The 24945-nt window shown below is 65.9% G+C and carries 26 protein-coding genes and 1 tRNA gene; 11 read left to right on the top strand and 16 right to left on the bottom strand.

Annotated elements, in window-relative coordinates:
- Positions 1-15: 15 nt before the first annotated feature.
- The 9 genes from gspK to gspC all read right to left on the bottom strand — a co-directional run bounded on the left by gspK (position 16) and on the right by gspC (position 9334).
- Positions 16-951, bottom strand: coding sequence for a type II secretion system minor pseudopilin GspK (gspK, locus tag ACS8YF_RS01935; RefSeq protein WP_440848533.1), 936 nt, complete (start codon positions 949-951; stop codon positions 16-18).
- Positions 948-1583 carry a type II secretion system minor pseudopilin GspJ gene (gene gspJ, locus ACS8YF_RS01930; RefSeq protein ID WP_440848532.1) on the bottom strand — a complete coding sequence of 212 codons (636 nt, stop codon included), beginning with the start codon at positions 1581-1583 and terminating at the stop codon, positions 948-950. The genes gspK and gspJ overlap by 4 nt, the downstream gene beginning before the upstream one ends.
- Positions 1580-2023 (bottom strand): type II secretion system minor pseudopilin GspI, encoded by a 444-nt coding sequence (gene gspI / locus ACS8YF_RS01925; protein WP_440848531.1) that lies wholly within the window; start codon positions 2021-2023, stop codon positions 1580-1582. The genes gspJ and gspI overlap by 4 nt, the downstream gene beginning before the upstream one ends.
- Positions 2020-2673: a type II secretion system minor pseudopilin GspH gene (gene gspH, locus ACS8YF_RS01920; protein ID WP_440848530.1), complete on the bottom strand. Its 654-nt coding sequence runs from the start codon at positions 2671-2673 to the stop codon at positions 2020-2022. Before gspH ends, gspI begins: the two co-directional genes overlap by 4 nt.
- Before the next feature lie 145 nt (positions 2674-2818).
- On the bottom strand, positions 2819-3283 hold the full coding sequence (gene gspG / locus ACS8YF_RS01915) for a type II secretion system major pseudopilin GspG (protein ID WP_440848529.1): 465 nt from the start codon (positions 3281-3283) through the stop codon (positions 2819-2821).
- A gap of 38 nt (positions 3284-3321) precedes the next feature.
- Positions 3322-4542 carry a type II secretion system inner membrane protein GspF gene (gspF, locus tag ACS8YF_RS01910; RefSeq protein ID WP_440848528.1) on the bottom strand — a complete coding sequence of 407 codons (1221 nt, stop codon included), beginning with the start codon at positions 4540-4542 and terminating at the stop codon, positions 3322-3324.
- A 14-nt stretch (positions 4543-4556) separates the two neighbouring features.
- Positions 4557-6116, bottom strand: a complete 1560-nt coding sequence (gspE, locus tag ACS8YF_RS01905; protein ID WP_440848527.1) for a type II secretion system ATPase GspE — start codon at positions 6114-6116, stop codon at positions 4557-4559.
- A gap of 147 nt (positions 6117-6263) precedes the next feature.
- A complete protein-coding gene (gspD, locus tag ACS8YF_RS01900; protein ID WP_440848526.1) occupies positions 6264-8417 on the bottom strand; it encodes a type II secretion system secretin GspD in 2154 nt (717 codons plus the stop codon).
- On the bottom strand, positions 8414-9334 hold the full coding sequence (gspC, locus tag ACS8YF_RS01895; protein WP_440848525.1) for a type II secretion system protein GspC: 921 nt from the start codon (positions 9332-9334) through the stop codon (positions 8414-8416). Before gspC ends, gspD begins: the two co-directional genes overlap by 4 nt.
- A 405-nt stretch (positions 9335-9739) precedes the next feature.
- Between gspC and ACS8YF_RS01890 the strand changes: the two genes are divergently transcribed.
- The 4 genes from ACS8YF_RS01890 to ACS8YF_RS01875 all read left to right on the top strand — a co-directional run bounded on the left by ACS8YF_RS01890 (position 9740) and on the right by ACS8YF_RS01875 (position 13292).
- Entirely contained in the window at positions 9740-11608 is a 1869-nt protein-coding gene (locus tag ACS8YF_RS01890; RefSeq protein WP_440848524.1) for an AAA family ATPase, read from the top strand.
- Positions 11609-12394 (top strand): general secretion pathway protein GspB, encoded by a 786-nt coding sequence (locus tag ACS8YF_RS01885; RefSeq protein ID WP_440848523.1) that lies wholly within the window; start codon positions 11609-11611, stop codon positions 12392-12394. It begins immediately after the preceding gene.
- A gap of 256 nt (positions 12395-12650) precedes the next feature.
- Entirely contained in the window at positions 12651-13178 is a 528-nt protein-coding gene (locus ACS8YF_RS01880) for a DUF2845 domain-containing protein (protein ID WP_440848522.1), read from the top strand.
- A gap of 12 nt (positions 13179-13190) precedes the next feature.
- Positions 13191-13292, top strand: coding sequence for a DUF2845 domain-containing protein (locus ACS8YF_RS01875; RefSeq protein WP_440848565.1), 102 nt, complete (start codon positions 13191-13193; stop codon positions 13290-13292).
- Between the two features lie 12 nt (positions 13293-13304).
- Here ACS8YF_RS01875 and ACS8YF_RS01870 read toward each other — a convergent pair whose 3' ends face one another.
- The 6 genes from ACS8YF_RS01870 to ACS8YF_RS01845 all read right to left on the bottom strand — a co-directional run bounded on the left by ACS8YF_RS01870 (position 13305) and on the right by ACS8YF_RS01845 (position 17693).
- Positions 13305-14252, bottom strand: a complete 948-nt coding sequence (locus tag ACS8YF_RS01870) for an electron transfer flavoprotein subunit alpha/FixB family protein (RefSeq protein WP_440848521.1) — start codon at positions 14250-14252, stop codon at positions 13305-13307.
- Positions 14249-14995, bottom strand: coding sequence for an electron transfer flavoprotein subunit beta/FixA family protein (locus tag ACS8YF_RS01865; RefSeq protein WP_440848520.1), 747 nt, complete (start codon positions 14993-14995; stop codon positions 14249-14251). Before ACS8YF_RS01865 ends, ACS8YF_RS01870 begins: the two co-directional genes overlap by 4 nt.
- Positions 14996-15157: 162 nt before the next feature.
- Positions 15158-15670: a lactoylglutathione lyase gene (gene gloA / locus ACS8YF_RS01860; protein WP_440848519.1), complete on the bottom strand. Its 513-nt coding sequence runs from the start codon at positions 15668-15670 to the stop codon at positions 15158-15160.
- A gap of 219 nt (positions 15671-15889) precedes the next feature.
- Positions 15890-15976 (bottom strand) — tRNA-Leu (locus ACS8YF_RS01855).
- Positions 15977-16122: 146 nt separating this feature from the next.
- Positions 16123-16791, bottom strand: a complete 669-nt coding sequence (locus ACS8YF_RS01850) for a response regulator transcription factor (protein ID WP_158590770.1) — start codon at positions 16789-16791, stop codon at positions 16123-16125.
- 248 nt (positions 16792-17039) lie between these two features.
- Positions 17040-17693: an HAD-IA family hydrolase gene (locus ACS8YF_RS01845; RefSeq protein ID WP_440848518.1), complete on the bottom strand. Its 654-nt coding sequence runs from the start codon at positions 17691-17693 to the stop codon at positions 17040-17042.
- Between the two features lie 95 nt (positions 17694-17788).
- Between ACS8YF_RS01845 and ACS8YF_RS01840 the strand changes: the two genes are divergently transcribed.
- On the top strand, positions 17789-19204 hold the full coding sequence (locus ACS8YF_RS01840; protein WP_440848517.1) for an MATE family efflux transporter: 1416 nt from the start codon (positions 17789-17791) through the stop codon (positions 19202-19204).
- An 81-nt stretch (positions 19205-19285) separates the two neighbouring features.
- Here ACS8YF_RS01840 and ACS8YF_RS01835 read toward each other — a convergent pair whose 3' ends face one another.
- On the bottom strand, positions 19286-19876 hold the full coding sequence (locus ACS8YF_RS01835) for an SRPBCC family protein (protein WP_440848516.1): 591 nt from the start codon (positions 19874-19876) through the stop codon (positions 19286-19288).
- Positions 19877-19991: 115 nt separating this feature from the next.
- Here ACS8YF_RS01835 and ACS8YF_RS01830 point away from each other — a divergent pair, with 115 nt between their 5' ends.
- From ACS8YF_RS01830 to ACS8YF_RS01805, 6 genes are all read left to right on the top strand, one after another.
- On the top strand, positions 19992-20615 hold the full coding sequence (locus ACS8YF_RS01830; RefSeq protein ID WP_440848515.1) for a LemA family protein: 624 nt from the start codon (positions 19992-19994) through the stop codon (positions 20613-20615).
- Entirely contained in the window at positions 20615-21421 is an 807-nt protein-coding gene (locus ACS8YF_RS01825) for a TPM domain-containing protein (RefSeq protein ID WP_440848514.1), read from the top strand. The genes ACS8YF_RS01830 and ACS8YF_RS01825 overlap by 1 nt, the downstream gene beginning before the upstream one ends.
- A 3-nt stretch (positions 21422-21424) precedes the next feature.
- Positions 21425-22042, top strand: a complete 618-nt coding sequence (locus ACS8YF_RS01820) for a TPM domain-containing protein (protein WP_440848513.1) — start codon at positions 21425-21427, stop codon at positions 22040-22042.
- Positions 22043-22137: 95 nt separating this feature from the next.
- Positions 22138-22629, top strand: coding sequence for a 5-(carboxyamino)imidazole ribonucleotide mutase (gene purE / locus ACS8YF_RS01815; protein ID WP_440848512.1), 492 nt, complete (start codon positions 22138-22140; stop codon positions 22627-22629).
- Complete coding sequence (locus tag ACS8YF_RS01810) at positions 22626-23789, top strand: 5-(carboxyamino)imidazole ribonucleotide synthase (RefSeq protein WP_440848511.1); 1164 nt, start codon at positions 22626-22628, stop codon at positions 23787-23789. Before purE ends, ACS8YF_RS01810 begins: the two co-directional genes overlap by 4 nt.
- Positions 23790-23817: 28 nt before the next feature.
- Positions 23818-24912 carry an FUSC family protein gene (locus ACS8YF_RS01805; protein ID WP_440848510.1) on the top strand — a complete coding sequence of 365 codons (1095 nt, stop codon included), beginning with the start codon at positions 23818-23820 and terminating at the stop codon, positions 24910-24912.
- Positions 24913-24945 lie beyond the last annotated feature (33 nt).

The raw sequence follows: 24945 nt of genomic DNA, 5'->3' as shown, positions 1-24945 counted from the left end.
TCCATCGATTTTTCCCTAATAGGCCTGGGTTGCCTGGCGGACGACATTGACCGCACCGTTGCTGGCGCGGTGAAGCACGCTGTAGAACTGGGTGGTGCTGTCGGCCACCTTGATCCGGCCGGCGACCAGAAAGTATTGCGTGGCGACCGATAACGAGGCGTTCTTGAGGTTCTGTCCCGCCAGCGGGTTCGCGCCCTGAAAGGCTTTGACCGATTTCCAGGGCGAGCCCGTGCGCAGGTCGGCCAGTTTCTTGCCGGTGCCGGGCGGCAGCTTCGCCAGCGACTGCAGTACCGGCGCCGGCGCGGTATCCACATTGATCGCGGTGGCGGTCGGCAATGCACTGATGTAAGGCGCGAGTTCGCGGTACAGCAGCGGGGTCATTCCGCGAACCGCGGCCAGTTCGCTCGGGCTGGCCATGAGCGTATTGCCGGTCCGATAGGCCGGTGACTGGCCCAGATAATAATCGTCCTCGGCGCCGTAGGGGCGACGTGGATTGATGTCCGGGTCGATCCAGTCCGCCGCGGACTGGGCGATGGTCCGGGCGGTGACCGAATCGGTATCCGACACGTCCTGGATCAGGCGTGCGAACTGGGCCGCGGCGGCATCCTGATTGCCGAGCACCAGATTGTTGAGATTGAAGCGCCCCTGAAGATCGACGATGCGGCCGCTGATGGAGCCGCCGTCGATCGGCAGGTCGTCGACCGGTTGCGCCCAGGCTTCCTGCAGCGTGTCGATCCTGGAGTGCCGGGCATCCTCGCGCAGCTTGGCGCCCAGCCAGTTCTCGATGCCGATGCCGTACCACCACGCCTGTTCGGCGTTCCATATATTGCCGGAGCGATGCATGGCCAGCGTCATACGCGAGATCATCGCCGCACTGATGATGGCAGACAGCGCCACGATCAGCATCGCCATCAGCAAGGCCACGCCGCGTTGCTGGCTTCGCCCGATCATAGATGCGCGCCCGGCATGGCGAACAACAGCCGCAGATGGCCCCAGGCCCGGGTGTCCAGGCGGAGTTCGATGGCTACCGGCGGCGGCCGGGTTGCCCGGGCCGACAGGTTTGAGATCGCGCCGCTGTTGCGAGGTGGCCAGCGATCCTGCCATTGGCCGTTGTTGTCCAGAAAACGCCATTCGATCCGGGTGACGCCGCTGAGCAGGTTGGTGTCGACCGGGGCGCTGTCCTGTGCCTGGTCGACCACGCGGTAATACGACCGCACGAGATCGCCGTGCGGCTCGAGCTGGTAGTGCACGCGCTGTAATGTCGAGCGCGGTTCCGACAACGGATTGGGCCAGCCGTCGCGGGTGATCGTCAGGCCGGTGTCCGGGCTGCCCATCACGGCCGGCTCGGCGTCGCCGAAACGGTTGCGCACCGGGCGGGCGACGACTTGCTCGATGTCCTGCTGCAGCCGCCAGGTCGCCATCTGCAGCATCTTGCTGCGATCCAGCGCGGCATCGATCGAGTCGCGCGTGCCGATCACCGACGACAGCCCGCCGTAGGCGATGGCCGCCATCACCGCGAACACCGCGATGGCGACGAGCAGCTCGACCAGGGTGAAGCCGGCCTGGGCGCGCGTCGGTCTCACGAGCTACTCCCCGAGGCGGCGGTTTTCGCATGGCCGCTCGTGCTCGTCGCCGGCTTCTGGTGCTGGGTCAGAAAACCGCTCAGCAATGTGATCGAATCCTTGTCCGCCTGGTGGGTATTCGGATCGACCGCATACACGCGCACATCGGCGCGACGCACGCTGGCATCCTGGGTAGCGCTGATGGTGGCCTGCCAATGCCACGGGCTCTCGGCCATGGTGACGTCGCCCGAGCGCGTGCCCGTGCTCGGCCAGTTGGCGGCGATCTGATATTCGACCAGCCGGTTGCGGGCGATGATCTGCGCGATGGTGCGCTGATGGATATACGTCGCGTAGTCCGCGTTCTGGGCGCCGGCCGAGACAAAGGCGACCAGCGCGATCGCGATGACCGCCAGCGCGATCAGTACCTCGATCAGGGTGAAGCCTTCAGCGCGTTGTTTCACCGCGCCACCCGCCTGCGTTGGATCTGGCCGTTCGGTGTACCCGTGATGTCGAAGCGATGCTTGACACCGTCGGCCGATAGCTCAAGCGTAAAGGGCAGCAGCTCACCGCTGGCGAGAAACAGCGCGGCGGGCACGGCCAGCTTCCGGTTCCCGGGCGCATTATCCCGGGACTGCGCGGCAGGCTCGCCGGGCGGGCGATCGGCAATGGGCGATGCCGGCAGGGTCAGGGTCTCGACCTGCCGGTTGTTCCGGCTGCGGTCGCCGTTGGCGTTGATACGGTCGAGATGAATGTCCTTGTCGAGCCGGCGCGGGCGCAATGGCGAATCGGCGCTGCGAATGACCTTCCAGCCCTGGTCCGTCAGCCGGATGAAGCGATAGCCCGGATCGGTGAGCTGCAGGCCGATGGTGTCGCCCGACAGGATCGATTCGTCGGCCGCGTCCTGCGTCAGCGCCAGCAGACGCTGCGATGCGGTGTCGAGCCGGTCGCCCGGTCCGGTCGGGTTCACCGATAGCGTGGCAAACGTCAAAACGACGCCGATGATGACCAGTACGACCAGGATTTCGATGAGCGTAAAGCCGCCCTGCGGCGGCTGGTCCGGCGGCATGACCGGGGCGGCGGCGCAGGCTCGAGTCGCGCGCCCCGCATCCACCGCGTTTGGTCTCCGGTAGCGCCAAGTCATCGCGCCGGGCGGCGTTGCGGCCAGGCGCCGCATGCCCGGATACGACCCGTTGCCGCACCTTGCCCGGCACGAAAAATCGCACGCAAGCCGTGACGCAAGCTGACGTTACCGGACACTAGGAGTTGTCGTTCAGCGTCCAGTTGCCGATATCGGCATCCGGGCCATCGCCGCCCGGCTTGTTGTCGCGACCGAGGGTGTAGATATCGATCGGGCCGTGCTGACCGGGATTGCGGTAGTGATATACATGCCCCCACGGATCGGTCGGCAGGCTGTCCAGATAGCCGCCCGATTTCCAGTTGCGGGGGACCGGCTGGCTGGTGGGCTTGTGCACCAGCGCCGCGAGGCCCTGCTCGGTGGTCGGATAGCGATAGTTGTCCAGGCGATACAGCTTGAGTGCCGAATCGATGGCCTTGATGTCCTGGCGCGCCTTGGCTTCGCGGGCGACGTCCGGCCGATCGATGATATTGGGCACGACGATGGCGGCGAGGATGCCCAGAATCACGACCACCACCATGATCTCGATCAGCGTGAAGCCGCTTTGTCGACGCCGACGGGCGGCGCGTTGATAAGAAAACTGCATATCGAAACTCCTCGCGGGCAACGGTGGAACCGGGCCGGTCACTTGACCAGTTGGTTGAGATTGAACACGGGCAACAGGACCGCCAGCACGATCATGAGCACGATGCCGCCCATGGCGAGAATGACCGCCGGTCCGAGAATGCCCATCACGCCTTCACGGATGGTCTCGACCTCGCGATCCTGATGATCGGCGGCCCGGCCGAGCATGGTGTCGAGCTCGCCGGACATCTCGCCGTTGGCAATCATGTGCAGTGTGATGGCGGGAAATAGCTGTTCGCGCTGCAGCGCCCGATGAATGGCGTCGCCTTCGCGCACGCGGGTGGCGGCGCGCTTGATCGCTTCGCGCATGGGCACGTTGGTCACCACGTCGGCGCCGATGGTCATGGCATCCAGTGCCGGCACGCCGCTGCTGGTGAGAATCGCCAGCGTCCGTGTGAAGCGCGCGGTATTCACGGCGCGCGCGAAACGGCCGATCAGCGGGATGCGCAGCACGAACGCATGGAAACGGCGCTTGAATGCCGGCCGGCGCAGACCGTAGCCGAACGCCGCGATCGCGGCGGCAAGCAGGAGGGCGAGCAGCCAGCCCCAGGTGCGCAGGAAATCACTGGTGGCGATCAGTGCGATGGTGAGTGCTGGCAGGCTCGCATGTACGCTGTTGAACACATGCACCAGTTTGGGCACGACCGTGGACAACAAGCCGATCACGATCGCGATCGATACGACCACCAGAAACGCCGGGTAGATGAGCGCGGCCAGGATTTTCTGGCGCAGCGCCTGTTGCTCCTCGACATAGTCGGCCAGGCCGTTGAGCACCTCGTCGATATGGCCGGACTGTTCGCCGGCCGCGGCCGTGGCCTGGTACAGCGGGCCGAAGCTTTTCGGGAAGTCGGCGAGGGCGGCGGCGAAGGTATTGCCCTCGACCACCTGGGCGCGCACGCCCACGATGATCTTCTGCACGCGCTCGTTCTCGGTCTGCTCGGCCACCGCCTTGAGCGCTTCCTCCATCGGCAGGCCGGCATGGGCGAGGGTGGCCAGCTGGCGGGTGAACAGCGCCAGTTCGGTCACGCTCATGCCGCGCGAGAAAGACAACAGCGCGCGACCGGACGCGCCGGTAGCGCGTTCCGCGACCTCGTTCACCTCGATCGGCGTCAGGCCGCGTTCGCGCAGCTGAGCGCGGATGGCACGCGCGGCGTCGCCTTCCAGCACGCCTTTCTTGCGGCGGCCCCGGGCGTCGAGCGCGGTGTATTCGAAAGCACCCATGGATAATGCCGCCGCTAGCCTTCGCGGGTCACGCGCAGCACTTCCTCGAGCGTGGTCCGGCCCGCCAGTACGTTGGCGCGGCCGTCCGCGCGAATGCTGGGCGTGGCCTTGCGGGCCTGGGCTTCGAGTGTGTACTCCGCGGCCTGTTCATGGATCATCTGGCGCAGTTCGTCATCGATCACCACCAATTCGTAGATTCCGGTCCGTCCGCGGAAACCGGAATGGTTGCAGTGTTCGCAGCCGCCGGGCTTGTGCAATGTGGGCGGCTGAGCCGGGTCGGCCTTGAGCAGTTCACACTCACGGCGATCCGCGGTGTAGGGCTGCTTGCAATCGGGGCAGAGCGTACGCACCAGCCGCTGGGCCATGATGCCGATCAGCGAGGACGATAATAGGAACGGCTCCACGCCCATGTCGCGCAGCCGCGCGATCGCGCCGACGGCGGTGTTGGTATGCAGCGTGGAGAGCACCAGATGACCGGTCAGCGACGCCTGAACCGCGATCTCGGCGGTTTCCAGGTCGCGGATCTCGCCGATCATGACCACGTCCGGGTCCTGGCGCAGGATCGCGCGCAGCCCGCGGGCGAAGCTCATGTCGACCTTGGTGTTGACCTGGGTCTGGCCGATGCCGTCGAGGTAGTACTCGATCGGATCCTCGACCGTCATGATGTTGCGCGTGCGATCGTTGATACGGGTGATACCGGCATACAGCGTGGTGGTCTTGCCCGAGCCGGTCGGACCGGTGACCAGGATGATGCCGTGCGGTTTGTGCACGAGTTGGTCGATGGCGGCAAGCGTGTTCCCGGGCATGCCGAGCTGCGGCAGATCGAGCCGGCCCGCCTGTTTGTCGAGCAGGCGCATGACCACACGCTCGCCGGTGCCCGACGGAATGGTCGACACGCGCACGTCGACCGGCCGGCCGGCGATGCGTACCGAAATGCGCCCGTCCTGCGGCACGCGTTTTTCCGCGATGTCGAGCTTGGCCATCACCTTGACGCGCGAGATCAGCCGGGGCGCGAGCTGACGCGGCGGGTTGAGGACTTCGCGTAGCACGCCGTCGACGCGAAAGCGCACGGTCAGCCGCGATTCGAAGGGCTCGATATGAATATCCGACGCGTTTTCCTTGATCGCCTCGGTGAGCAGGGCGTTGATCAATCGGATGATCGGTGCATCGTCCGAGGACTCCAGCAGATCGGCCGGCTCGGACAGCGCGCGGGCCGCATCCGATAGATCCATGTCGTCGTCCATGCCTTCGACGATCTGGCTGGATTCGGCGTCGCGGTTTTCGTAATCGTTCTGCAGCATCGCATCGAAGGCGTCGGCGGCAACGGTTTCGACCCGTAGCCGGCGTTTGGTATGCCGACGGACTTCCAGCAGCGCGGCGGCGTTGACCGGCTCGCGCACGATCACGCGTACGCTGGCCTCGTCCTGGTTGCCCAGCATGATGCCGTAGCGCTTGGCGAAGGCGAACGACAGTCGCTCCAGCCGCGGCGCCGTGGACGTGCCGTCATCGGCGTTGATCGCAACCGGCTCGCCGTCGATGGGTTCGAGTGTAAGGGATTCGGCGCTGTTGCTCATGTCGCGATTCTCCCGGTCGACACAGCGGTCACGAACTGGGCCCTGATATCAAATGCATGGCGAGTATCGCCGACCACAAGGGCTTTTTCGGCCCTGACGCCAACCGATGCCCACGGGCGCCATGGATGGCGATGCAGGGCATGGAACCTAATCCGAGAACTGGTCGCCACGTCGCTTACCCGTCGGCGACGAGCCGTTGTCCGCCGGCTGTACGCCGGTGTGGGAGCCGCCGCTGAAATTCTGGATCTTCGGCAGTTGCGGGCGCTCGTTGCCTTTCATCAGCGGCAGACGTTTGCGCGACTGCTGCATCTGCAGATGGCGTAGATATTTGTACTTCGCAGCGCTGTAGCGGTTGGATTCGCCGTCGCCGCGCAGGATTGTCGGCCGGATGAAGTTCAACAGGTTGCGCTTGTTGCGATCGACCGCGTCAAAACGGAACAGGGAGCCCAGTATCGGGATATCGCCGAGCACGGGCACCTGGTTGTGCGTGACCTGGACATTGTTGTCGATCAGGCCGCCCAGCACCAGGATCTGGCCGTTCTGGACCTCGACCGCCGTCTGCAACGTGCGGCTGTTGGTGATCAGACCGGCGTTGGTCGTCTGTTGCGCGCTGGGCGCAATCGACGAGACTTCCTCGTCGATCGTCAGCTGAATGGTGTTGCCGGCGCTGATCTGCGGAATGAAGGCGAGCTGGAGACCGACATCCTCCCGGTTGATGGTCTGGAAGGGGTTGTTGCCGTTGCCGACGCCGGACGTGCCGCTGGTATAACTGCCGGTGACGAACGGCACCTTCTGCCCGACCTTGATCTGTGCCTCCTCGTTATCGCGCGTGATCAGCGACGGCGTCGACAGCACGTTGGTGTCGACGTTGTTCGACAGCGCGTTGACCAGCAGGGCGAAATTGACTTCGCCGTTGGTGCTGCCGAGGGCGATATTGAGCCCCTGCTGGATCAGGTTGAGCGGGGTGCCGTTGGCCGCGGCCTGGGTCACGGCCGAGAGCGTGCCGGAACTCAGGATGCTGGCCGCCGCCGGGCCGCCTTTCTTGAGGGCGGCGATATTGATGCCGAGCTTCTTCGACTGCTGAATCCCGATTTCGGCGATGATGCCCTCGACCAGCACCTGCCCGCGCCGGATATCCAGCTTGGAGATGATGTGCTTGATCTTGCCCATCTTGTCGGCCGGGGCATGAATGATGAGCGCGTTGGCGCCGGCTTCGGCGATCACGGCGATATCGCTTTTGCCGCTGGACCCGGAAATACCCTGAACGGTGCTGCCCGAACCCGAGCCGCCGCGCTGGATCGGGCTGCTGTTGCCCAGCGAACTGCCGCTGCTGCTGCCGTTGTCGCTGTTGCCGAAACCGCTGCCGCCCATGTTGCTCAGGCTGCGATTGCGCGAGTTACCGGAGGAGTAGCTCTGCCCGCTCGCGTAGGCCTGCAGCACGGGGGCGAGCGTCTCCGCATCGGCGTAGTTGAGATAGATCACCGCCGTGTCGCCGGACTCCTGAGACTTGGCGTCCATGTTGTGGATGATGCGCCGGAGTTTGCGGCGCTCGGCGGCGGTGCCCGAGATCAGGACGCTATTGCTGCGGTCCAGCGCCACAACGCTTGAACTGGCGTTCTTGTTGTTGTTGCCCTCCAGCTTGTGAATCGCATCGGCGACGTCGGAGGCATTGGCATTCGACAGATGCACTTGATCGACGCTGGATGAACCGTTGGCATCGATGCGATGCACGATCTGCGTCAGACGCTGCACATTTGCCTCCCGGTCCGAGATCACCAGCGAGTTCGACGCCGAATAGGCCGCCAGATGGCCGTACTGCGGCACCAGCGGGCGCAGAATCGGCACCAGTTGATCGGCTGGCACGTTGTTGACGTGGATGACCTTGGTCACCATGTCTTCGTTCGTGGCGCCTCCGGCGCGGCCGAACCCGCCGTCCTGCTTGGCCTTGATCTGCGGGATGATCTTGGTCACCTCGCCCGAGCGCACGGCGGCAAAGCCATGCACGTCCAGTACGGAAAGAAAGGTCTGATACAACTCGGCCGGCGTCATCGGCTGGTTCGACAGAACGGTCACGTTGCCCTTGACGCGCGGGTCGACGACGAAATTGCGGCCGGTCACCTCGCTGACAGTCGCGATCAGCGTGGTGATGTCGGCATCCTTGAGATTCAGCGTGAACGAATCATCACCGCCGTCGCTGTTGATCCCTGTCGGTGCAGCACTCTGGGCCAGCACGGCGACCGGGGCGCACATGAGGATGTACAGGCAAATCGCGGCTCCGACCCGATGCGACGTCGATTTCATTGCAGATCGATCCGAATGGTCCGGCTCTGACCCGAGTCGTCTTGCACGGTCACCGTGGCCGTCGAAGCGTGCGCGAGGCTGCCGAGCAGCCGCAACGAGGCCGCCGGGTTATTCAGTGGCCTGCCGTTGATCGCGGTCACAAGTGCCCCACTTTTAAGTCCTGCTTTGCTAAACAAGGATTTATCTGCTCCCGGATAAACCCGGTAGCCCACGAGATTGCCGTTTTGCCGGACGGGCCGCAAGCGAATATAGTGCGACGCGGTCGACGGGTTCGACAGGATCTTGCTGCGAATCGCGCCGATGCGATTCGCGACCGCGCCAGAGACCGTTCGCGACGCCGAGCTGTCAGTCGTTGCCGGCGAGTTGTCCGATGTCGATGCCGCCGGCATCTGACCGCGCTTGAGGCCGGTCAACGCGCGCACTTTCTTGATGCTTTCCAGTGTCAATGTCTCGTAGTGGCCGCTGCGATCCAGAATGACGCGATCGGTATAGATCGCGTGCAACTTGACGCCGGATACGATCTGTTGGCCCACCCTGTAACTGTCCTGCTTGCCCTTGGGGTCCTTGATCAGTGCCCGCGAGCGATCGCCGCGGCTGTCGGAGATAATCCCCGTGAGCACCAGGTTGAGATGCGTCTCCGGCGCCTTGATCTGTTTGAGCTTTTCGGCCCTGGCGTTCGGCGACGGCTGCTCGCCGAACAGGTGGGCGCCGGCAATGGCGTCGATGTCGATCGTCTGGCTCGATGCCGCCCGGCTGCTGTCATTGGCGGCGTGCGGGGCGACGGCCTGCGCGCTCGGTTCGGGCCACGCCAGCCAGAACAGACGCGCGAGCGCCAGTGCGATCAACGCAACCAGTACGAGATTGGCAATATCGGGGGCGCGCAGCGCCCAGCGGCGCGCAGCGCGAGACAGTTCCATGGCCATGAGAGAAGTCTAACCAACGCAGATGATGTCTGCGTTATAGAAAATCAGTGATGTTTGTACTTGATCTTGCGCCGGGTAGACTAGCTGCCTGTCCGCGTCCGCGCTGCAAACGAAACCCTGGCTCCAGGCCGGCGCGGTCGCCCGAGGGCCTTGCCCGCGGTCGGCAAGAAGATAGGAAGCTGGTTTGTATACAATCAACGCGCGACGGATCAAGGGATGGCCCGGTGTGCACTCGGCGCGCGCGTACGCCGCGGGTCCGCGGCTGTTCGCCGGCAGCGTCGGCATGCTTGCCCGCGCGTTCGGCGGCGGGCAGACTGTTGGCGCGCGACGGGGCGACCGCTTGCCACGCCGGCTGATCGACCACTTTCGGTCACGACGGCCGGGGCCTGGGGTTTATTGATGTATCTGCGGTACTTCGGCTTTGACAGCTATCCGTTCGCGGCCACGCCGGACCCGGCCTTTCTTTATCTGGGTCACAGCCACCGCGAAGCACTCGGGCATTTGCTGTATGGCGCGGGTGAGCAGGGCGGTTTCGTGGCCCTGGTGGGCGAGGTCGGTACCGGCAAGACCACGCTCATACGGGCGCTGGTCCAGAACGAGACGCCGGACCTGGACATCGCGCTGTGCTGGAACCCGCATCTGGGCGTCACCGAATTCGTGGCGACGGTCTGCGACGAACTCGGCGTGGATTATGACGCCGAGCGGGATACCACGCTCAAGGCCCTCGTCGATCGCCTGAACGCGCATCTACTCGAGGCGCATGCGGCCAACCGGCGCACCGTGCTGATCATCGACGAGGCGCAGAATCTCTCGCGGGCGGTACTGGAGCAGCTGCGCCTGCTGACCAACCTGGAGACACACAAGGCCAAGTTGCTGCGGGTGATCCTGGTCGGTCAGCCCGAGCTCGACGAAATGCTGGCCCGACACGACCTGCGCCAGCTCGCCCAGCGCATCACGGCTCGTTTCCGTCTACAGCCGCTGGGCCTGGCCGAGACCCGGGCATACGTCCAGCATCGCCTGGAACGTGCCGGCGGGCCGCAGCACTTGTTCTCCGCGGCGGCCGTCATGGCGCTGCGCCTGCTGACGCAGGGCGTCCCCCGGCTGATCAACATGGTCAGCGAACGCGCCCTGATGGGTGCGTATGCACACAGTCGTTCCTATGTCGGGCCGTGGACCGTCATGCGCGCGGCAGCCGAAACGTTGCCGGCCCGTCCGCGTCGACCACAGACGCGCTGGTGGCGTTTCGCGTTGCCGACCGGCGCACTCGCCGTGACCGGGATCGCGGTCGGGCTGGCCTGGCTGCCCGATATTCCCCTGACCAGAGCAGCGGAGGGGATCCGAGAGGCCCATGCCAGCAGCGAGCGTATCGCCGCCGCCGACCCGAAAGCAAAGAACGCGGCGACCACCTCCAGCCCTGCCAACGCCGGGGCCGACGGGACGGGCAAGACACCGGCCCATAGCCCGGGTGGCGGGAACGGCGAAAAAACGGCGGCCGGGGACCCATCCAAGGATGGAAGCCGGAAGGACAAGACCGACGGTGACGCGGCGGGCCCGCAGGGCAAGACGCAGACCAAGACCGACACGACGACCGACGACAAGGCCTCGGCTGACGGCAACAAGGCGAAGTCCTCCGGCAAAAAGAAAAAAAAGGAAACGCATACCCTGCCCAAGGGCGATGCCGACATGAATCAGCTGCTCCGGCTCTGGGGCGTGTTCGGCGCACAGATTCGCAGCGGCTGTTCGAAACTGCATGTGGGCGACCTGCGCTGTCTTGACGACACCGGCGACTTTGCCACCATCAAGCGTTACAACCGCCCGGCGCTGCTCACACTCCAGGAAAAGGACCACCGTCAGACCGTGCTGCTCAGCAGCATCAATGACGACGGCACGGTGACGCTTGTGGGAGGCGAGGGCACGCGCGACGTGGATCGTCAACTTCTGCTCCAGCTCTGGACCGGCCGCTTCCGGGTGATCTGGCGTTCGGACGCCGGTGTGGGGCTGATCCAGCCGGGTTCGGTGGGGGGGGCCGTGGTCTGGCTGCGCAAGCGTCTGATGCAGATCGACGGCAAGCATCCCGACAGCCAGGTTGGCCCCCCGTCGCCGGTCTACGACGATGCCCTGGGCAAGCGACTCAAGGCATTCCAGAAATCGCACGGCCTCAAGCCGGACGGCATCGCCGGCCCGCGCACCCAGATGATGCTCAATGGCGCTGTGCCGTCCCCGGGCGCGCCGTCGCTGACGTCCACCAAGTCTTCGGACAGAAAATAAGTGTCCTATCTCGTCGATGCACTGAAAAAGGCCGAACGCGAGCGCTACGCGCGCCAGGAGCTGGATATCCGGGCCTTGTCGGCCGGCGCTGCGGCCTTGCCGGCCGGCCAGCGTCCCGGGCCCTGGTTGTGGCTGGTGGCGATTCTCGTGGCCACCAACGTGGCACTGGCGATCTATGTCTGGCGTGCGCGACCGGGGCATCCGGCATCCGCCGTGGCGCTGGCGGATGCGCCGCCGCCTGGCAACAGTGACAAACTCACAGGGTTCGCGCCCGGGTTGTCCATCGCCGATAACAAAACCGGCAACCAGGCCGCGGGGCCCGTCCGGTCCACGTCGTCGACACCGGCCACGTCCCACGGTGGGACGACGCGTTCGGATCGCAACACCGCGGCGACCGCCGCCGCAGCTCCATCCGCCGGCCGCGCAAATCGGGTCGCGACCGGGACGAACGGCGACTCGCCGTCTCACGGACGCGTGCGCTATTCGAATGTGCCGCTGACCGGCGACGGGGCCACGGACGCCGCCCCCGCGAGCCGGCCGAATACAGCGGGCGGCGGCAATGGCGCGGACGCGCCGGATCAGTCCGCGTTCGACGATGTGCCATCGGTGGATATCAACGGTCAACTGTACAGCACCGTGCCAGGGCGGAGTTTCATCCTTGTCAATGGGCGTCGTTATCACGAGGGCGAGCGTCTGGCAGCCGGCCCCGCGGTGGAAAGCATCGGCCCGAACGGCGCGACGCTGCGGTATCACGGGCGGCGATACCATGTGGCAGGCCCCGGCTAGTGTCCTGTCTCGCAAGTAACCTTACACTGCGCGCGGCCGTCACCGCGTCTGGCGGCGTTGCGAAACCAGGCCGTATCGAGTCTACGCGAGCGAGCTGCAACGCTGGATTGTGGCAAAACAGCGCTTGTCCCGAAGGGTTGGGCCGCCCATAAAATCAACCAGGGCCCCGATACGGCGTTGCGCGTCTTGATCGTGACACGCCACGACCGGCGACGCGCGCCTTGTCTCGACGGATTTGCGGTCTCCAACGCGGCACGTGTACGAAACGGCAACAGGCCCTAGTCACCGTTCGTCCGGGCCCCGGCACCGTCGTGCGCTGGTCACGCTCATCCTGTCCGCCGGCTTGCTGCCGGGCGCCGCCCGGGCCGATTCGCTGCGCTGCAACGGTCATCTGGTAACCGATGACGATCCGGCGGCCAGGCTGGTGCACGCCTGTGGGCCATCGAGTTTCCGCGATCCGTGGTGGGGCGCTGCGCCGGCCACGGGGGTGCCGTCCATGACGGAATGGACGTACAACCGCGGACCGCGGCGCCTGATGGATCAGATTGTGTTCCGCGAAAGGCGCGTGATATCCATCGCCACGGCCGGGTACGGCTTTCGTGCCGGTGCGCTGTCGCCCAACGGCCACTGCAGCCCGGCAAGCGTTGCCCCGCGGTTGTCCATGTATGCGCTGCTCAAGGCCTGCGGCGAGCCCGTCCAGCGCAGCCGCGGCTATGTGAATTCGTTGCGCTACCATGGCGGTTCGCATCGGTTATTCCTGCGTCACGCCGCGCATCCGGTCTAACGCGAACGCTGGATCTACAACTTCGGCAGCAACCGCCTGATGCGCGAAGTCACGATCGAGAACGCGCGCGTGGTCTCGGTGCAGACGCTGGAGCGCGGTTTCGGTCCGCGCTGACGGCCCGCCCGCTCAGTCGATGGCGCTGATGAGTTCGGGTATCACCGCGAACAGATCGCCCACCAGGCCGTAGTCGGCAACCTCGAAGATCGGGGCATCCGGATCCTTGTTCACCGCGACGATGGTGCCGGCATCCTTGATTCCGGCCAGGTGCTGGATTGCGCCCGAGATGCCGAAACCGATATACAGCGCCGGGGCGATGATCTTGCCGGTCTGGCCCACCTGCATGTCGTTGGGCACGTAGCCGGCATCGACTGCGGCACGGGATGCGCCCACGGCGGCGCCGATGTGATCGGCAAAATCGTAGATCACGCGGAAGTTTTCCTCGCTGCCCACGGCGCGACCACCGGCGACCACGCGCGATGCCGTGCCGAGATCCGGCCGTTCGCTGGCGTGTTCCGCCATCCCGATGTGGCGGGTGTGCCCGGGCAGTCGGGCATCGGTATCGATGGCTTCGATCTTGGCCTGACCCTGTTCCGCCGCAGGCTCGAACGAGGCGCCGCGGACGGTGGCGACCAGGATGCGATCGTCGGGGACGGCGAGTGTCTCCACCGCATTGCCGGCATAGGTCGGCCGCTGGAACCGATACGCGCCGAGTACGCGCATCAGGTCGGTCACCATCCCGACGCCGAGCAGGGCGGCGACCCGCGGTATCACGTCCTTGCCGAAGCTGGAATTGGAGCCGAGTACATGGCTGTAATCGCCGCCTTCGACGGCCGCGACGATCTGCGGCGCGGCCGTGGCGGCCAGCGGCTGTGCGTTGGCGGCGTGATCGATGTGCTTGACGGTCCGGATGCCGGAGATTCGCGCCGCCTGAGCGGCGATATCCGCGCCGTCCTCGGCCAACACCAGAATATCCACGGCATCGGCGCCAAAATCGGCCGCACAGCGCGCGGCCTTGCGGGTGGGCGCGGCCAGCACGCCGTGGCGGTGATCGGCGATGATCAGGACGGTGCTCATAGCAGCCCCTTGTTCTTGAGCTCAGTCACCAGCGCTGCCGGCGAGTCGACCATGACGCCGGGCTGGCGCGCGGGCGGGGCGGTCGTGCACACGACTTGTATCGATGTGTCGGCTTCGACGCCCAGCGCTTCGAGGCTGGATTCCTCGATCGGCTTCTTTTTCGCCTTCATGATGTTGGGTAGCTTGAGATAGCGCGGTTCGTTCAGACGAAGGTCCACGGTGATGACCGCCGGCAGGTCGACTTCCAGGGTTTCCAGGCCGGCGTCGACTTCGCGCGTGACCCGCGCCGAACCGTCGTTGAGCGCGATGGCGGAGGCGAAGGTAGCTTGTGGCCAGCCGAGCACGGCGGCGGTCATCTGGCCGGTCTGGCCATGGTCGTCATCGATCGCCTGCTTGCCCATTAACACGATATCCGGCGACTCGCGGGCGGCCAGCGCGGCCAGCGTACGCGCGGCGGTCAGTGGGGCCACGGGCCCGTCGTGAGCGATACGCAGGGCGCGGTCGCAGCCGAAGGCCAGGGCCGTGCGCAATTGCTCGGTGCAGGCATCGTCGCCGATGCTCACGGCGATAACCTCATCCACCGTGCCGGCTTCCTGCCAGCGGATCGCCTGCTCGAGCGCAATCTCATCGAACGGATTCACGCTGTGCTTCACGCCGTCCGTGATTACGCCGGAGCCGTCGTCGGCGATGCGGATATGCACGTTGTAATCGATCGCGCGCTTGATGGGGACCAGTATTTTCATGACATGTGTCGTTGGATTGATCGAGCCGGCGTCGCCCCGCCAGCGTCACAGCCTGAACAACGGGCGCGCTCGCGCGGCGGACGCGGCGTTGTTGCCGACAACGCGCGGCATGCGTTGCGTATGGCGCAACGGCGGGCCTCACGGCCCGCCGTTCACTGCGGATCAGCCGTGCTCGACCAGCTCGATCCAGTAGCCGTCGGGATCCTTCACGAAGGCGATATGGTGCATGCGCCCGTCTTCCGGGCGCTTCTTGAATTCCACATTGTTCCGGTCCATCCAGTCGCAGGCGGCCTGGAGATCGGGCACCGTGAAGCAGATGTGGCCAAAGCCCTGCGGCTCGGAATTGCCGTCGTGATAACGGGCGTTGGGGTCGTTTTCGGTGCCCCAGTTGTGCGTGAGCTCGAGTACGCCTTCGCGCCGGCCCACGTATTTCACGCGCTCGGATTCGTCCTCCGGCACGTCATCGCCTTCCGTGGTGGCCAGGAAATACAACGTGAACTGGCCGTCCGGGTTCTCGCTGGTACGCAACAGGCGCATACCGAACACCTTGGTATAAAAAGCCAGCGAAGCTTCCGGATCGACCACGCGGATCATCGTGTGGTTGAACACGAAACCCTGTGTCTCGCCCGGCACCTGTTCGTGCACGCCCGGGGCGTCCTGGGTATTGAAAGCCATGTATCGGTTCCAGCCGTGGATTGTGGCCATACTATGCATCAGGCCGGTGCGTCGGAGAAACCGATCGGCCGTGGCCACGGGGCGCACAAGGCCTTACTCGGGAGAAAAGATGCTCACGCCAGCGCGGATCCGCGGTCGCCGTTCCCGGCATCGTCGCACCGACGACGGCACGGGCGGGCGCCCGTCGATGCGGCTAACGGCTGATTCAGCAACGCGAGTTGGTGCCGCCGGAGGGACTTGAACCCCCACAGCCTCACGGCTACTAGGACCTAAACCTAGCGTGTCTACCTATTCCACCACGGCGGCCAGGCGCGCATTCTAACCGATCGCGCCAGCCTGGCACAGTCATGTCCGGTAACGCGTGCCGGCGTGTGGGCCGGGCCGATCTCGCCGCTGCATCTCGAATCCGCTTTAAAACCCGGTTATCGGAGGTCTTCTTAACCCACTGATTTTCAATGCGCGGTATCGAGCTGGTAACCCACACCATGGACGGTTCGAATCATCTGTTTCGCGGTAGGACGTTCGAGCAGCTGGCGCAGGCGATGAATGTGGCCGCGCAGCGCGGCATCGGATTCCGGCGGGTTGTCGTCCCAGATCTGTTTTTCGATCTGGGCACGCGTGACCACGCCCGGACAGGCGCGTACCAGGAGTTCGAGGATGCGGAAGCTGATGGGCGCGAGTTCGACCGGGATCTGTCCGCAGTAGACGCTGCGTTGTTCCAGGTCCATGTGCAGCTCGCCGGCGGTGAGCTGCGCGAGCCCCTGGCCGCATTCGGTCATCAGGGCCTTGAGTTGCTCGTGCAGCTCGCGGGGCTCGACCGAGCGCAACGCAAAGGCGTGCGGCCCGCATTCCGCGGGATCGCAGGGGCGCAGAGAGCCCGCGGCGAGTGCGAGCACGGGGGTTCGGCGGCCGGCGGCATCCGTGAGCTGCCGGCAGAACGCGTCGACGCCGCAGCGCGGCATTTCGCTGTCCAGCACGACGATGTCGTAACGGTTCATCTCGCACAGTCGCAGCGCGAGCGCTTCGTCGTCGGCGTAGTCCGGCTCGTCGCCAGCGGCTTCGATGGTGTCCCCGATCTGGGTGGCAAGAGGGATATCGTCTTCGATGATCAATACGTGCATTGCCGGGTCCCGAGTCTGTTGTCGTCGATTGGCGGGCATACCGCATCCCAGCGCTATGACAATGATTTAGCGGCAAGGTTTACTCAGGGGCGAAAAAAAACGGGCCGTGTCCCGCCGGCCGGGATGCCGGCCCGGCGTGCGGGCTCGGCAGCGCCATCGCGCTGCCGATGATCAGCGCTCGCCGATTGCCGCTCGGCTGATGCACGACGCCCACGGCAGTCGGGCACAATCCATACGCGCCGCGCCCGTCAAGCGGAACGGCGCAGAGCGGCGATCGCGCCTGGCATGTCATGCCAATGCGTCAGTACGCCGTCCGCGCCGAGTTCGGCGACCGGGGCGGCGGCGTAGCCGAATGCCGCGAGCAGCACCGGCAGGCCGGCGGCGTGACCGGCCTTGCGATCGACGGCCATGTCGCCCACGTACAGCGCGGCGTCGGCATCGCAGGCCAATGCCGCGAGGCAGGCCCGTAGCGGCGCCGGATCGGGCTTGAGTGGGTGAACGCCGGCCCCGATCACCACATCGATATATTCGTCCAGGCCGAGATGCGCGATCACGTGCTCGGCGATCCGCTGCGGCTTGTTGGTGCAGACCGCGAGCCGTCTGCCATCGGCCCGCAGACGAGCGAGCGCCTGTCCGGCGCCGTCGAAGACGACGCTGTCCTGGCAGGGGCGGTCCTGGTAGCGGGCCGTGAAGGCAGCTGTGAGCGCGTCGATCTCCGTGCCGGTGGCGGCTACGGCATGGGCGTCGAGGACGCGCTCGATGAGCTTCCGGGCGCCATCGCCGACGAACCGGCGTGTGGCGGCGGCGTCAATGACGATGCCGTGGTCCCTGAGTGCCGCGTTGACCGCGGCGGCGATGTCCGCCGCGCTGTCAATCAGCGTACCGTCGAGATCGAAGATCACGACCTGTGGCCAGCGGGTGTCGGCTTGCGGGATGGATCGGGTCATGGGCGGAACTCGCAGGCGGTTGGCGGGTGGGCGACGGGTCTTGGCGTAGAATGATCGTCTGTCTTCATTGTCCGTTCGAGGCCCGCGTGCCGGAAACCGCCTCGCAGGCCAGCCTGTGGTCTCTGCGACGCCAATTGTTCGCCCAGACCTGGCCGATGGCGATCGGGGTGCTGTCGTTGCTGGGCTTCCAGCTGGTCGACGCCGCCTTCGTCGCGCGGCTGGGAACCGGGCCGTTGGCAGCCCAGTCGTTCACGTTCCCCGTCACCTTTCTGATGATCGGGATTCAGGTGGGTCTCGGCATCGCGATCGCGGCACTGATATCGCGCGCGATCGGCGCCGGCGAGATCGAGAGATCGCGACGCCTGGGTTCGCTGGTGCTGATCGGCGGCAGCCTGACCGTCGGCGTGCTCGCGATCGTGCTCTGGTTCGCCCACGACATGATCTTCGCGCAGCTCGGGGCCAGCGCCGAGAACCTCGATCGGATTGCGCCGTACTGGGCAATCCAGCTCGTGGCCAACTGGTTGTCGGCGCTTTTGTACTTCGGTTACACGCTGTTTCGGGCACACAACGACACGCGCCTGCCGGGCATGCTGATGGTGCTCACCAGTCTGTGCAATCTGGCGCTGGATCCGCTGATGATCTTCGGCTGGGGGCCGGTCGGCGGCTTCGGGCTGCCGGGCGCGGCGATCGCGACCATCATCGCCTTTCTGATCGGGTTGTCGATTCTCGCGGCGTGCCTGTGGCGCCAGGACTGGCTGTCGAACGCCGGCCTGGTCGAGGAGGCCCGGCGTTCGACGCGGCCGTTTGCGGTGATCGCCGGGCCGGCCATGATCAGCCAGCTGATGCCGCCGCTGGCGGCGATGGTGACGACCGGGCTGGTGGCGACGCTCGGCGATCCGGCGGTTGCCGCCTGGGGGCTGCAGAGCCGGCTGGAGACCATGTCGCTGATGGTCGTGCTGGGCCTGACCATGTCGTTGCCGCCGTGGCTGGGGCATTGTTACGGTGCCGGCAACTGGCCGCGCATCCGGGCGCTGACGCATATCGCGTTTCAGGCGGTGCTGATCTGGCAGTTGCTTTTCGGCATGGCCATGGCGTTGGCCGCCCCCCGGGTGGCGGCGGCATTGGCCGGCAACGCCGCGGTCCAGCATGACCTGGTACAGCTCATCCGTTTCATGCTGCCGAGCTATGCGCTGCTGGGTGTCTGCATGATCGTGGTATCGGCCTCGAACGCGCTCGGCTGGCCGGTGCGGGCCATGCTCATCTCGTTCGCGCGCCTGTTTGTCTGCTATCTGCCCTGCGTGGCCCTCGGCGTATTCGCATCCAGCATGACCACGACGGCGCTCGGCGCGCTGGCGGGCAACGTCCTCGCCGGCGCGATGGCATGGTTGCTGTTTCGCGCCAGTCTGGCGCGCGTGGACGATCACGGCCGGACGAGGACCAGGGCCCGGGCCAGGGCGCGGGCATGAGCAGGCCGGATGAAGCCGAGCCGGCGCCGCCGCGCATCGATCGGGCGATTGGTGTTTACCGAACACGAAAGCCGACGCCGCTCACGACTGAGCCGGAGACGGTGCAGCTGTCGTTGTAGCACCGGCCGCATGCGGCTTCGAAGCGCCGTTACCGGTGCCGAGCATGACCTTGACATGGGCCAGCGCGTGCTTCATTCGGTGCTTGACGAGGGCCCGCACTTTCCCGGGTACCGCGCCGGCGGCGGACTGGAAGCGGGCCTGCCAGATCAGCCGTGAGCCCGAGGCGGTGGCCTCGACCTCGACCCGGTCGCGATAGTGTCGTAGCGGCATGTCGGTGTGGATCATGCGCGTGGCGAACATGCGCTTGCCGGCGTTCCAGGCGGTCAGCGTATCGTCGATGGTGCTGCCATCCGCCGTGGTCATGTGGCGTTTGGCCCCGGGCTTGTTGTTCTTGCCGCGCGTGAGCGTGGTGCTGGTGATGAACGGATCCCAGACACTCGGTGCGTCGTAATCGCGCACGGTGGACCACACGATGTCCGGCGCCGCGGCGATCGTCACGCTGTCGCTTTCATGCAATGTCGGCGCTGACCTGGATCCGGAGTCGGGCCCGGCGGCAAGAGCGCTGCCGGCCATCAGGGACAGCAGAAATAGTGCCGTAGCTCGTCGTTTCATGTGACCTCTCAAAGGGGCTTGGCAACTCTGGGATCGTTGCAGACGACAAAGGTTCCTGACGCGCTGCTTGCGTTACGTTTAGTATCGGCGCATCGCCCATCAATCGCTGCCCTCGATGACCGCTTCGTCTGCCGTGTTGCCCCACTCTGGATTCAAGTCCCTGCGCTGGCTCGTCGTGCTTGTGCTCGTCGGCCTGCTGGCCGGCTGCGGGGTGAATACCATCCCGCGTGACAACCAGGCGGTCAACGCCGCATGGGCCCAGGTGCAGAACGAGTACCAGCGCCGGGCCGATCTGATTCCGAATCTGGTATCCACGGTCAAGGGCTACGCCAAGCAGGAGCGGGACACACTCACCGCGGTCACCCAGGCGCGGGCCAAGGCCACGTCGATCCAGGTCGATGCCAGTACCATCGACAACCCCGACAAGCTCAAGCGCTATCTGTCGGCCCAGAATCAGCTGTCGGGGGCACTGGGCCGGCTGCTCGCGGTATCCGAGCGCTATCCGGACCTGAAATCGAACCAGAATTTCCTGGCGCTGCAGTCGCAGCTGGAGGGCACCGAGAACCGGATCGCGGTCGCGCGGCGCGATTACATTCAGGCGGTACAGAAATACAACACCGATCTGGTGACGTTTCCCGGCCGGATCTGGCATTGGCTGCTGTATAGCGACATGAAGCCGCACGCCAATTTCAAGGCCTCGTCGCCGAACGCGGCGCAGGCGCCCAAGGTGTCGTTCTGATGCGGCCTGGCCTGCGCCGGGCGTTTGTTGCCCTGGTCGCGCTGGCGTTGATCGCGACCGCCTGCGTCGCCGACGCCAAACCGGATTTTCCCAAGCTGACCGGCCGGGTGGTGGACAACGCACAGATGCTTTCGCCGGCCGCGGAGTCACGGCTCACCCGCATGCTGGCGGCCCTCGAGCAGGCCAACGGCGATCAGGTCGTCGTGGTCACGCTGCCCGATCTCGGCGGCGACTCGATCGAGACCTATGGCTACCAGCTCGGCCGCGCCTGGGGTATCGGGCAGAAGAAAAAGAACAACGGCGCGCTGTTGATCATCGCCAAGAAAGAGCATGCGGTCCGGATCGAGGTCGGCTACGGCCTGGAAGGGCAGCTGACCGACGCCAAGTCCTCGGTGATCATCCATCAGGTCATCGAGCCTGCCTTCAAGAAGGGCGATTTCGACGCCGGCGTGCTCCGGGGCACGGCCGCCATCGTCCAGCTGCTCGGCGGCAAACCGCCGTCCGAGTTGGTGCAGCAGGCCTCGCAGGCGATGCAGCATCAGCAGCACGAACAACGGCGGCCCTCGCTCGGGCATACGCTGATGTTCTTTGTGCTCATCATCGCCATTGTCGCGCTGTTCGGCGGCGGCGGTGGCGGTGGTCGTGGCGGGCGCCGGCGCCGCGGTGGCTTCATGCCGTGGTTCATCCCCATGGGCGGAGGATTCGGTGGGGGTGCCGGTGGTTTCGGTGGCGGCGGCCTCGGCGGGGGCGGATTCTCCGGCGGCGGTGGCGGCTTCGGGGGCGGTGGTGCCTCGGGAGGTTGGTAAGCGATGACGGTTTTCAACGAACGGGCACGCGAGGCCGTGGCCGAGGCCATCAATCGAATCGAGCGCGATACCGATGCCGAAGTGGTCACCGTGGTCGCGCGCCAGGCCGATGAATATCGCTGGGTGGGGCTGTTCTGGGCTGCGCTGGCCGCGCTCATGCTGCCGGGGCTGGTCGTTTTCTTTCCGGCATGGTTCGACGTGCGCACGCTGCTGCTGGTTCAGTGGGGCGTGTTCGTGGTGCTCGGCGCGATCTTTCAACTGCCGGCGGTCACACCGCGGTTGGTGCCCAGGGGCCTGCGGCATGCACGCGCCGCGGCACTGGCTCGCAGCCAGTTCCTCGAGCAGAGCCTGCATCGCACGGAGGCGGCCACCGGGGTACTGATCTTCGTGGCCGAAGCCGAACGCTATGTCGAGATCCTGACCGATCACGGCGTGGCCGCGCGCATCGACGACGCCAGCTGGTCGGCGATCATCGAGCGGTTCACGGCGCGTGTCGCGGCAGGCGAGACCGAGGCGGGGTTCGTCGAATGCGTGGAAGCCTGCGGTGCCCGTCTCGCCGAGGCCGTGCCGGCCACGCATGCGCGCAACGAGCTGCCCAACCGCCTGGTGGTTCTGGACTGAGAAAGACACGGGTCCGTCATTGGTCGCAGGACGGAACACGGGGCGCCTTTGTTGCTAGACTAGACCGCTTTTCTGCGACCCGCAGGGGGCACGAAATGGCCGAAGACAAGCCGCTCGTCGGCGTGATCATGGGCAGCACGTCCGACTGGGACACCATGCGCCATGCGCACGAGATGCTCGAGCGTTTCGAGATTCCGCACGAGTGCCGTGTGGTTTCGGCCCATCGCACGCCGGATCTGATGCGTGAATACGCCACCACGGCCGAAGACCGCGGCCTGGAGGTGATCATCGCCGGTGCCGGCGGGGCGGCGCACCTGCCGGGCATGGTGGCCGCCCAGACGCTGGTGCCGGTGCTCGGCGTACCGGTCAAGAGCCGGGCGCTGCAGGGCATCGACTCGCTGTTGTCGATCGTGCAGATGCCGGGCGGCGTGCCGACGGCCACCTTCGCCATCGGCGACTCCGGCGCCAAGAACGCCGCGCTGTTCGCCGTCGCCCAGTTGGCCACCCGCCGCGAGCCGTTACGCCGGGCGCTCGCCGATTTCCGGGCCGCACAGGCCGAAAAAGTTCGAAACGAGACGTTGTCATGACGCGATCCAGTGGTTTTCGTTCCACCATTGCTCCGGGATCGACCGTAGGCGTGCTCGGCAGCGGTCAGCTCGGGCGCATGTTCGCGCTTTCGGCGCGCCGCATGGGCTATCGCGTGCATACCTTCTCACCGGGCGACGATACGCCGATGGGCCAGGTCGCCGATCGCGAGGCGGTGGGCGACTACCAGGATCTGGACGCCGTGGCGGAATTTGCTTCGCGCGTCGATGTGGTGACCTTCGAATTCGAGAATGTGCCGTTCGAGGCCGCCGCGACGGCCGCCGAGTACGTCCCGGTGCGCCCGGACGGCCGGGTGTTGCATATCGCGCAACATCGCCGGCGCGAGAAGGATTTTCTGCATGGGGCGGGTTTTCCCACCGCGCCGTTCGAACACGTGCCCGATCGCGCCACGCTGACCGGGGCGATCGAGCGGCTGGGCACGCCGTGCGTGCTCAAGACCGCCGGCTTCGGCTACGACGGCAAGGGCCAGTACGTAATCAAGTCGCCGGACGAGGCCGATACGGCGTGGACGGCGATCGGCGCCGGCGAGGCGGTGCTGGAAGGCTTCGTCGATTTCGACAGCGAGGTCTCGGTGATTGCCGCGCGCGGCGCGGACGGCGCATTCGCCCATTACGGCGTGGTCGAGAACCGGCACCGCGATCATATTCTGGATGTCTCCATCCCGGACGCGGTGCTCGATCCGAGGGTGGCCGACGAGGCGATACGAATCGCGCGCGGCGTGCTGGAGGCGCTGGATGTGGTCGGCGTGCTGTGCGTGGAGTTCTTCCTCGGCCGCGACGGCACCCTGCGCGTGAACGAGCTGGCACCGCGCCCGCACAATTCCGGGCATTTCTCGTTCGATGCCTGTGCCACCAGTCAGTTCGAGCAGCAGCTGCGCAGTGTCTGTGGTCTGCCGTTGGGCGACACCACGCGGCTGGCCCCGTCGGCAATGGTGAACCTGCTGGGCGATCTCTGGCAGGACGGTGCCCCGGACTGGACGGCGGCGTTGGCCGATCCGGCACTCAAACTGCATCTCTACGGCAAGGGCGAAGCCCGCGCGGGCCGCAAGATGGGGCATATGACGGTATTCGGTGACGACCGTGAGGATGCGGCGCGGCGCGCGGTCGCGGCCCGGGATCGCCTGCTGCGATCGGGTGGTTGAGCGACGGAGTACCTTGACCGGCGCGCGCGTGAAACGCCGACGCGGTCGCTTCACGCGCCGACGGGGCCAGCGCAGTTGGCTCGGCTATCTCTGGCATCTCGGCCGCTCGCCTTATTTTCGCTATCGCAATGCGCGGTATCTGCATGCGCTGCGGGTGGCGGTGGCGATGGGCGCGTCGATCGGCCTGACCACCGGCCTGGGCGTGCCGTACGGATTCTGGGCCTCGATCACGTTGCTGGTGGTGATCGGCGGACTCCAGCATCACGGCAATATTCGCAAGAAAGCCTTCGAGCGCGGCGTGGCAACTGCGATCGGCGCCGCCCTGGGGCTGTTGCTCATCGCCCAGCACAGCGTGCTCGGCATGACGTCGCTCACATACGCGCTGACCTCCATTCTGGCGGGCATCTGTGCCTACTACGCGGTCGGCAAGGCGGGCTATATCGCGCTGCTGACCGGCATCACGCTGGTGATCGTCGGTGGCCACGGCGACAACGCACTGGATATCGGCCTGTGGCGGGCGGCCAACGTCGGTATCGGCACACTGGTGGCGCTCGTGTTCTCCTTCGCCTTTCCCCTGTATGCCACCTACGACTGGCGTTTTCGTCTGGCGGAGAATCTGCGCGAATGCGCGCGGCTCTATCCTCGCCTGATGATCGGTTCGCCGATGGCTGCGAAAGAGCAGGTGAGCGTATTTGCCCAATTGTCGCGCCGGCTGGTGGCGCTGCGCTCGCTGATTGCGCCGGTGGCCAAGGAACTCGGCGTGCCGGCCGGGCGGCTGGAGGAGATCCAGCGGCTGCATCGCTCGATACTGAGTGGGCTGGAAATGCTGGCCACGGCCGCCGCGCAGCGCGAAGACAGCCCCCAGTGGGGCGCGACTCATGAATTGCTGACCGCACGACGGTCGGTCATGCGGCGGATGCTGCTGGCCAGCGCCCGGGCGTTGCGTTCCGGCGATACACGGCGTCTGCAGGCACTGGCGCGCCGCGAAGTCGGCCGCACGCCGGGGCCCGATCCGGATTCGCATCTCGCCTACGAGATGCAGGGGTCATATTGGCTGGCACAACGGCTCAGCGAACAGTCGCGACAGCTCGCCCTGGAACTGGCGGCCATCGAACTCAGGTAGTCGGCGTATATTGAAAGCGGCCGCGTCTGTTAC

Source organism: Salinisphaera sp. SWV1, from assembly GCF_052044155.1.
Classification (GTDB): Bacteria; Pseudomonadota; Gammaproteobacteria; order Nevskiales; family Salinisphaeraceae; genus Salinisphaera.
Note: the sequence above shows the minus strand (reverse complement) of the source record. Positions and strands in the feature narration are given on the sequence as shown.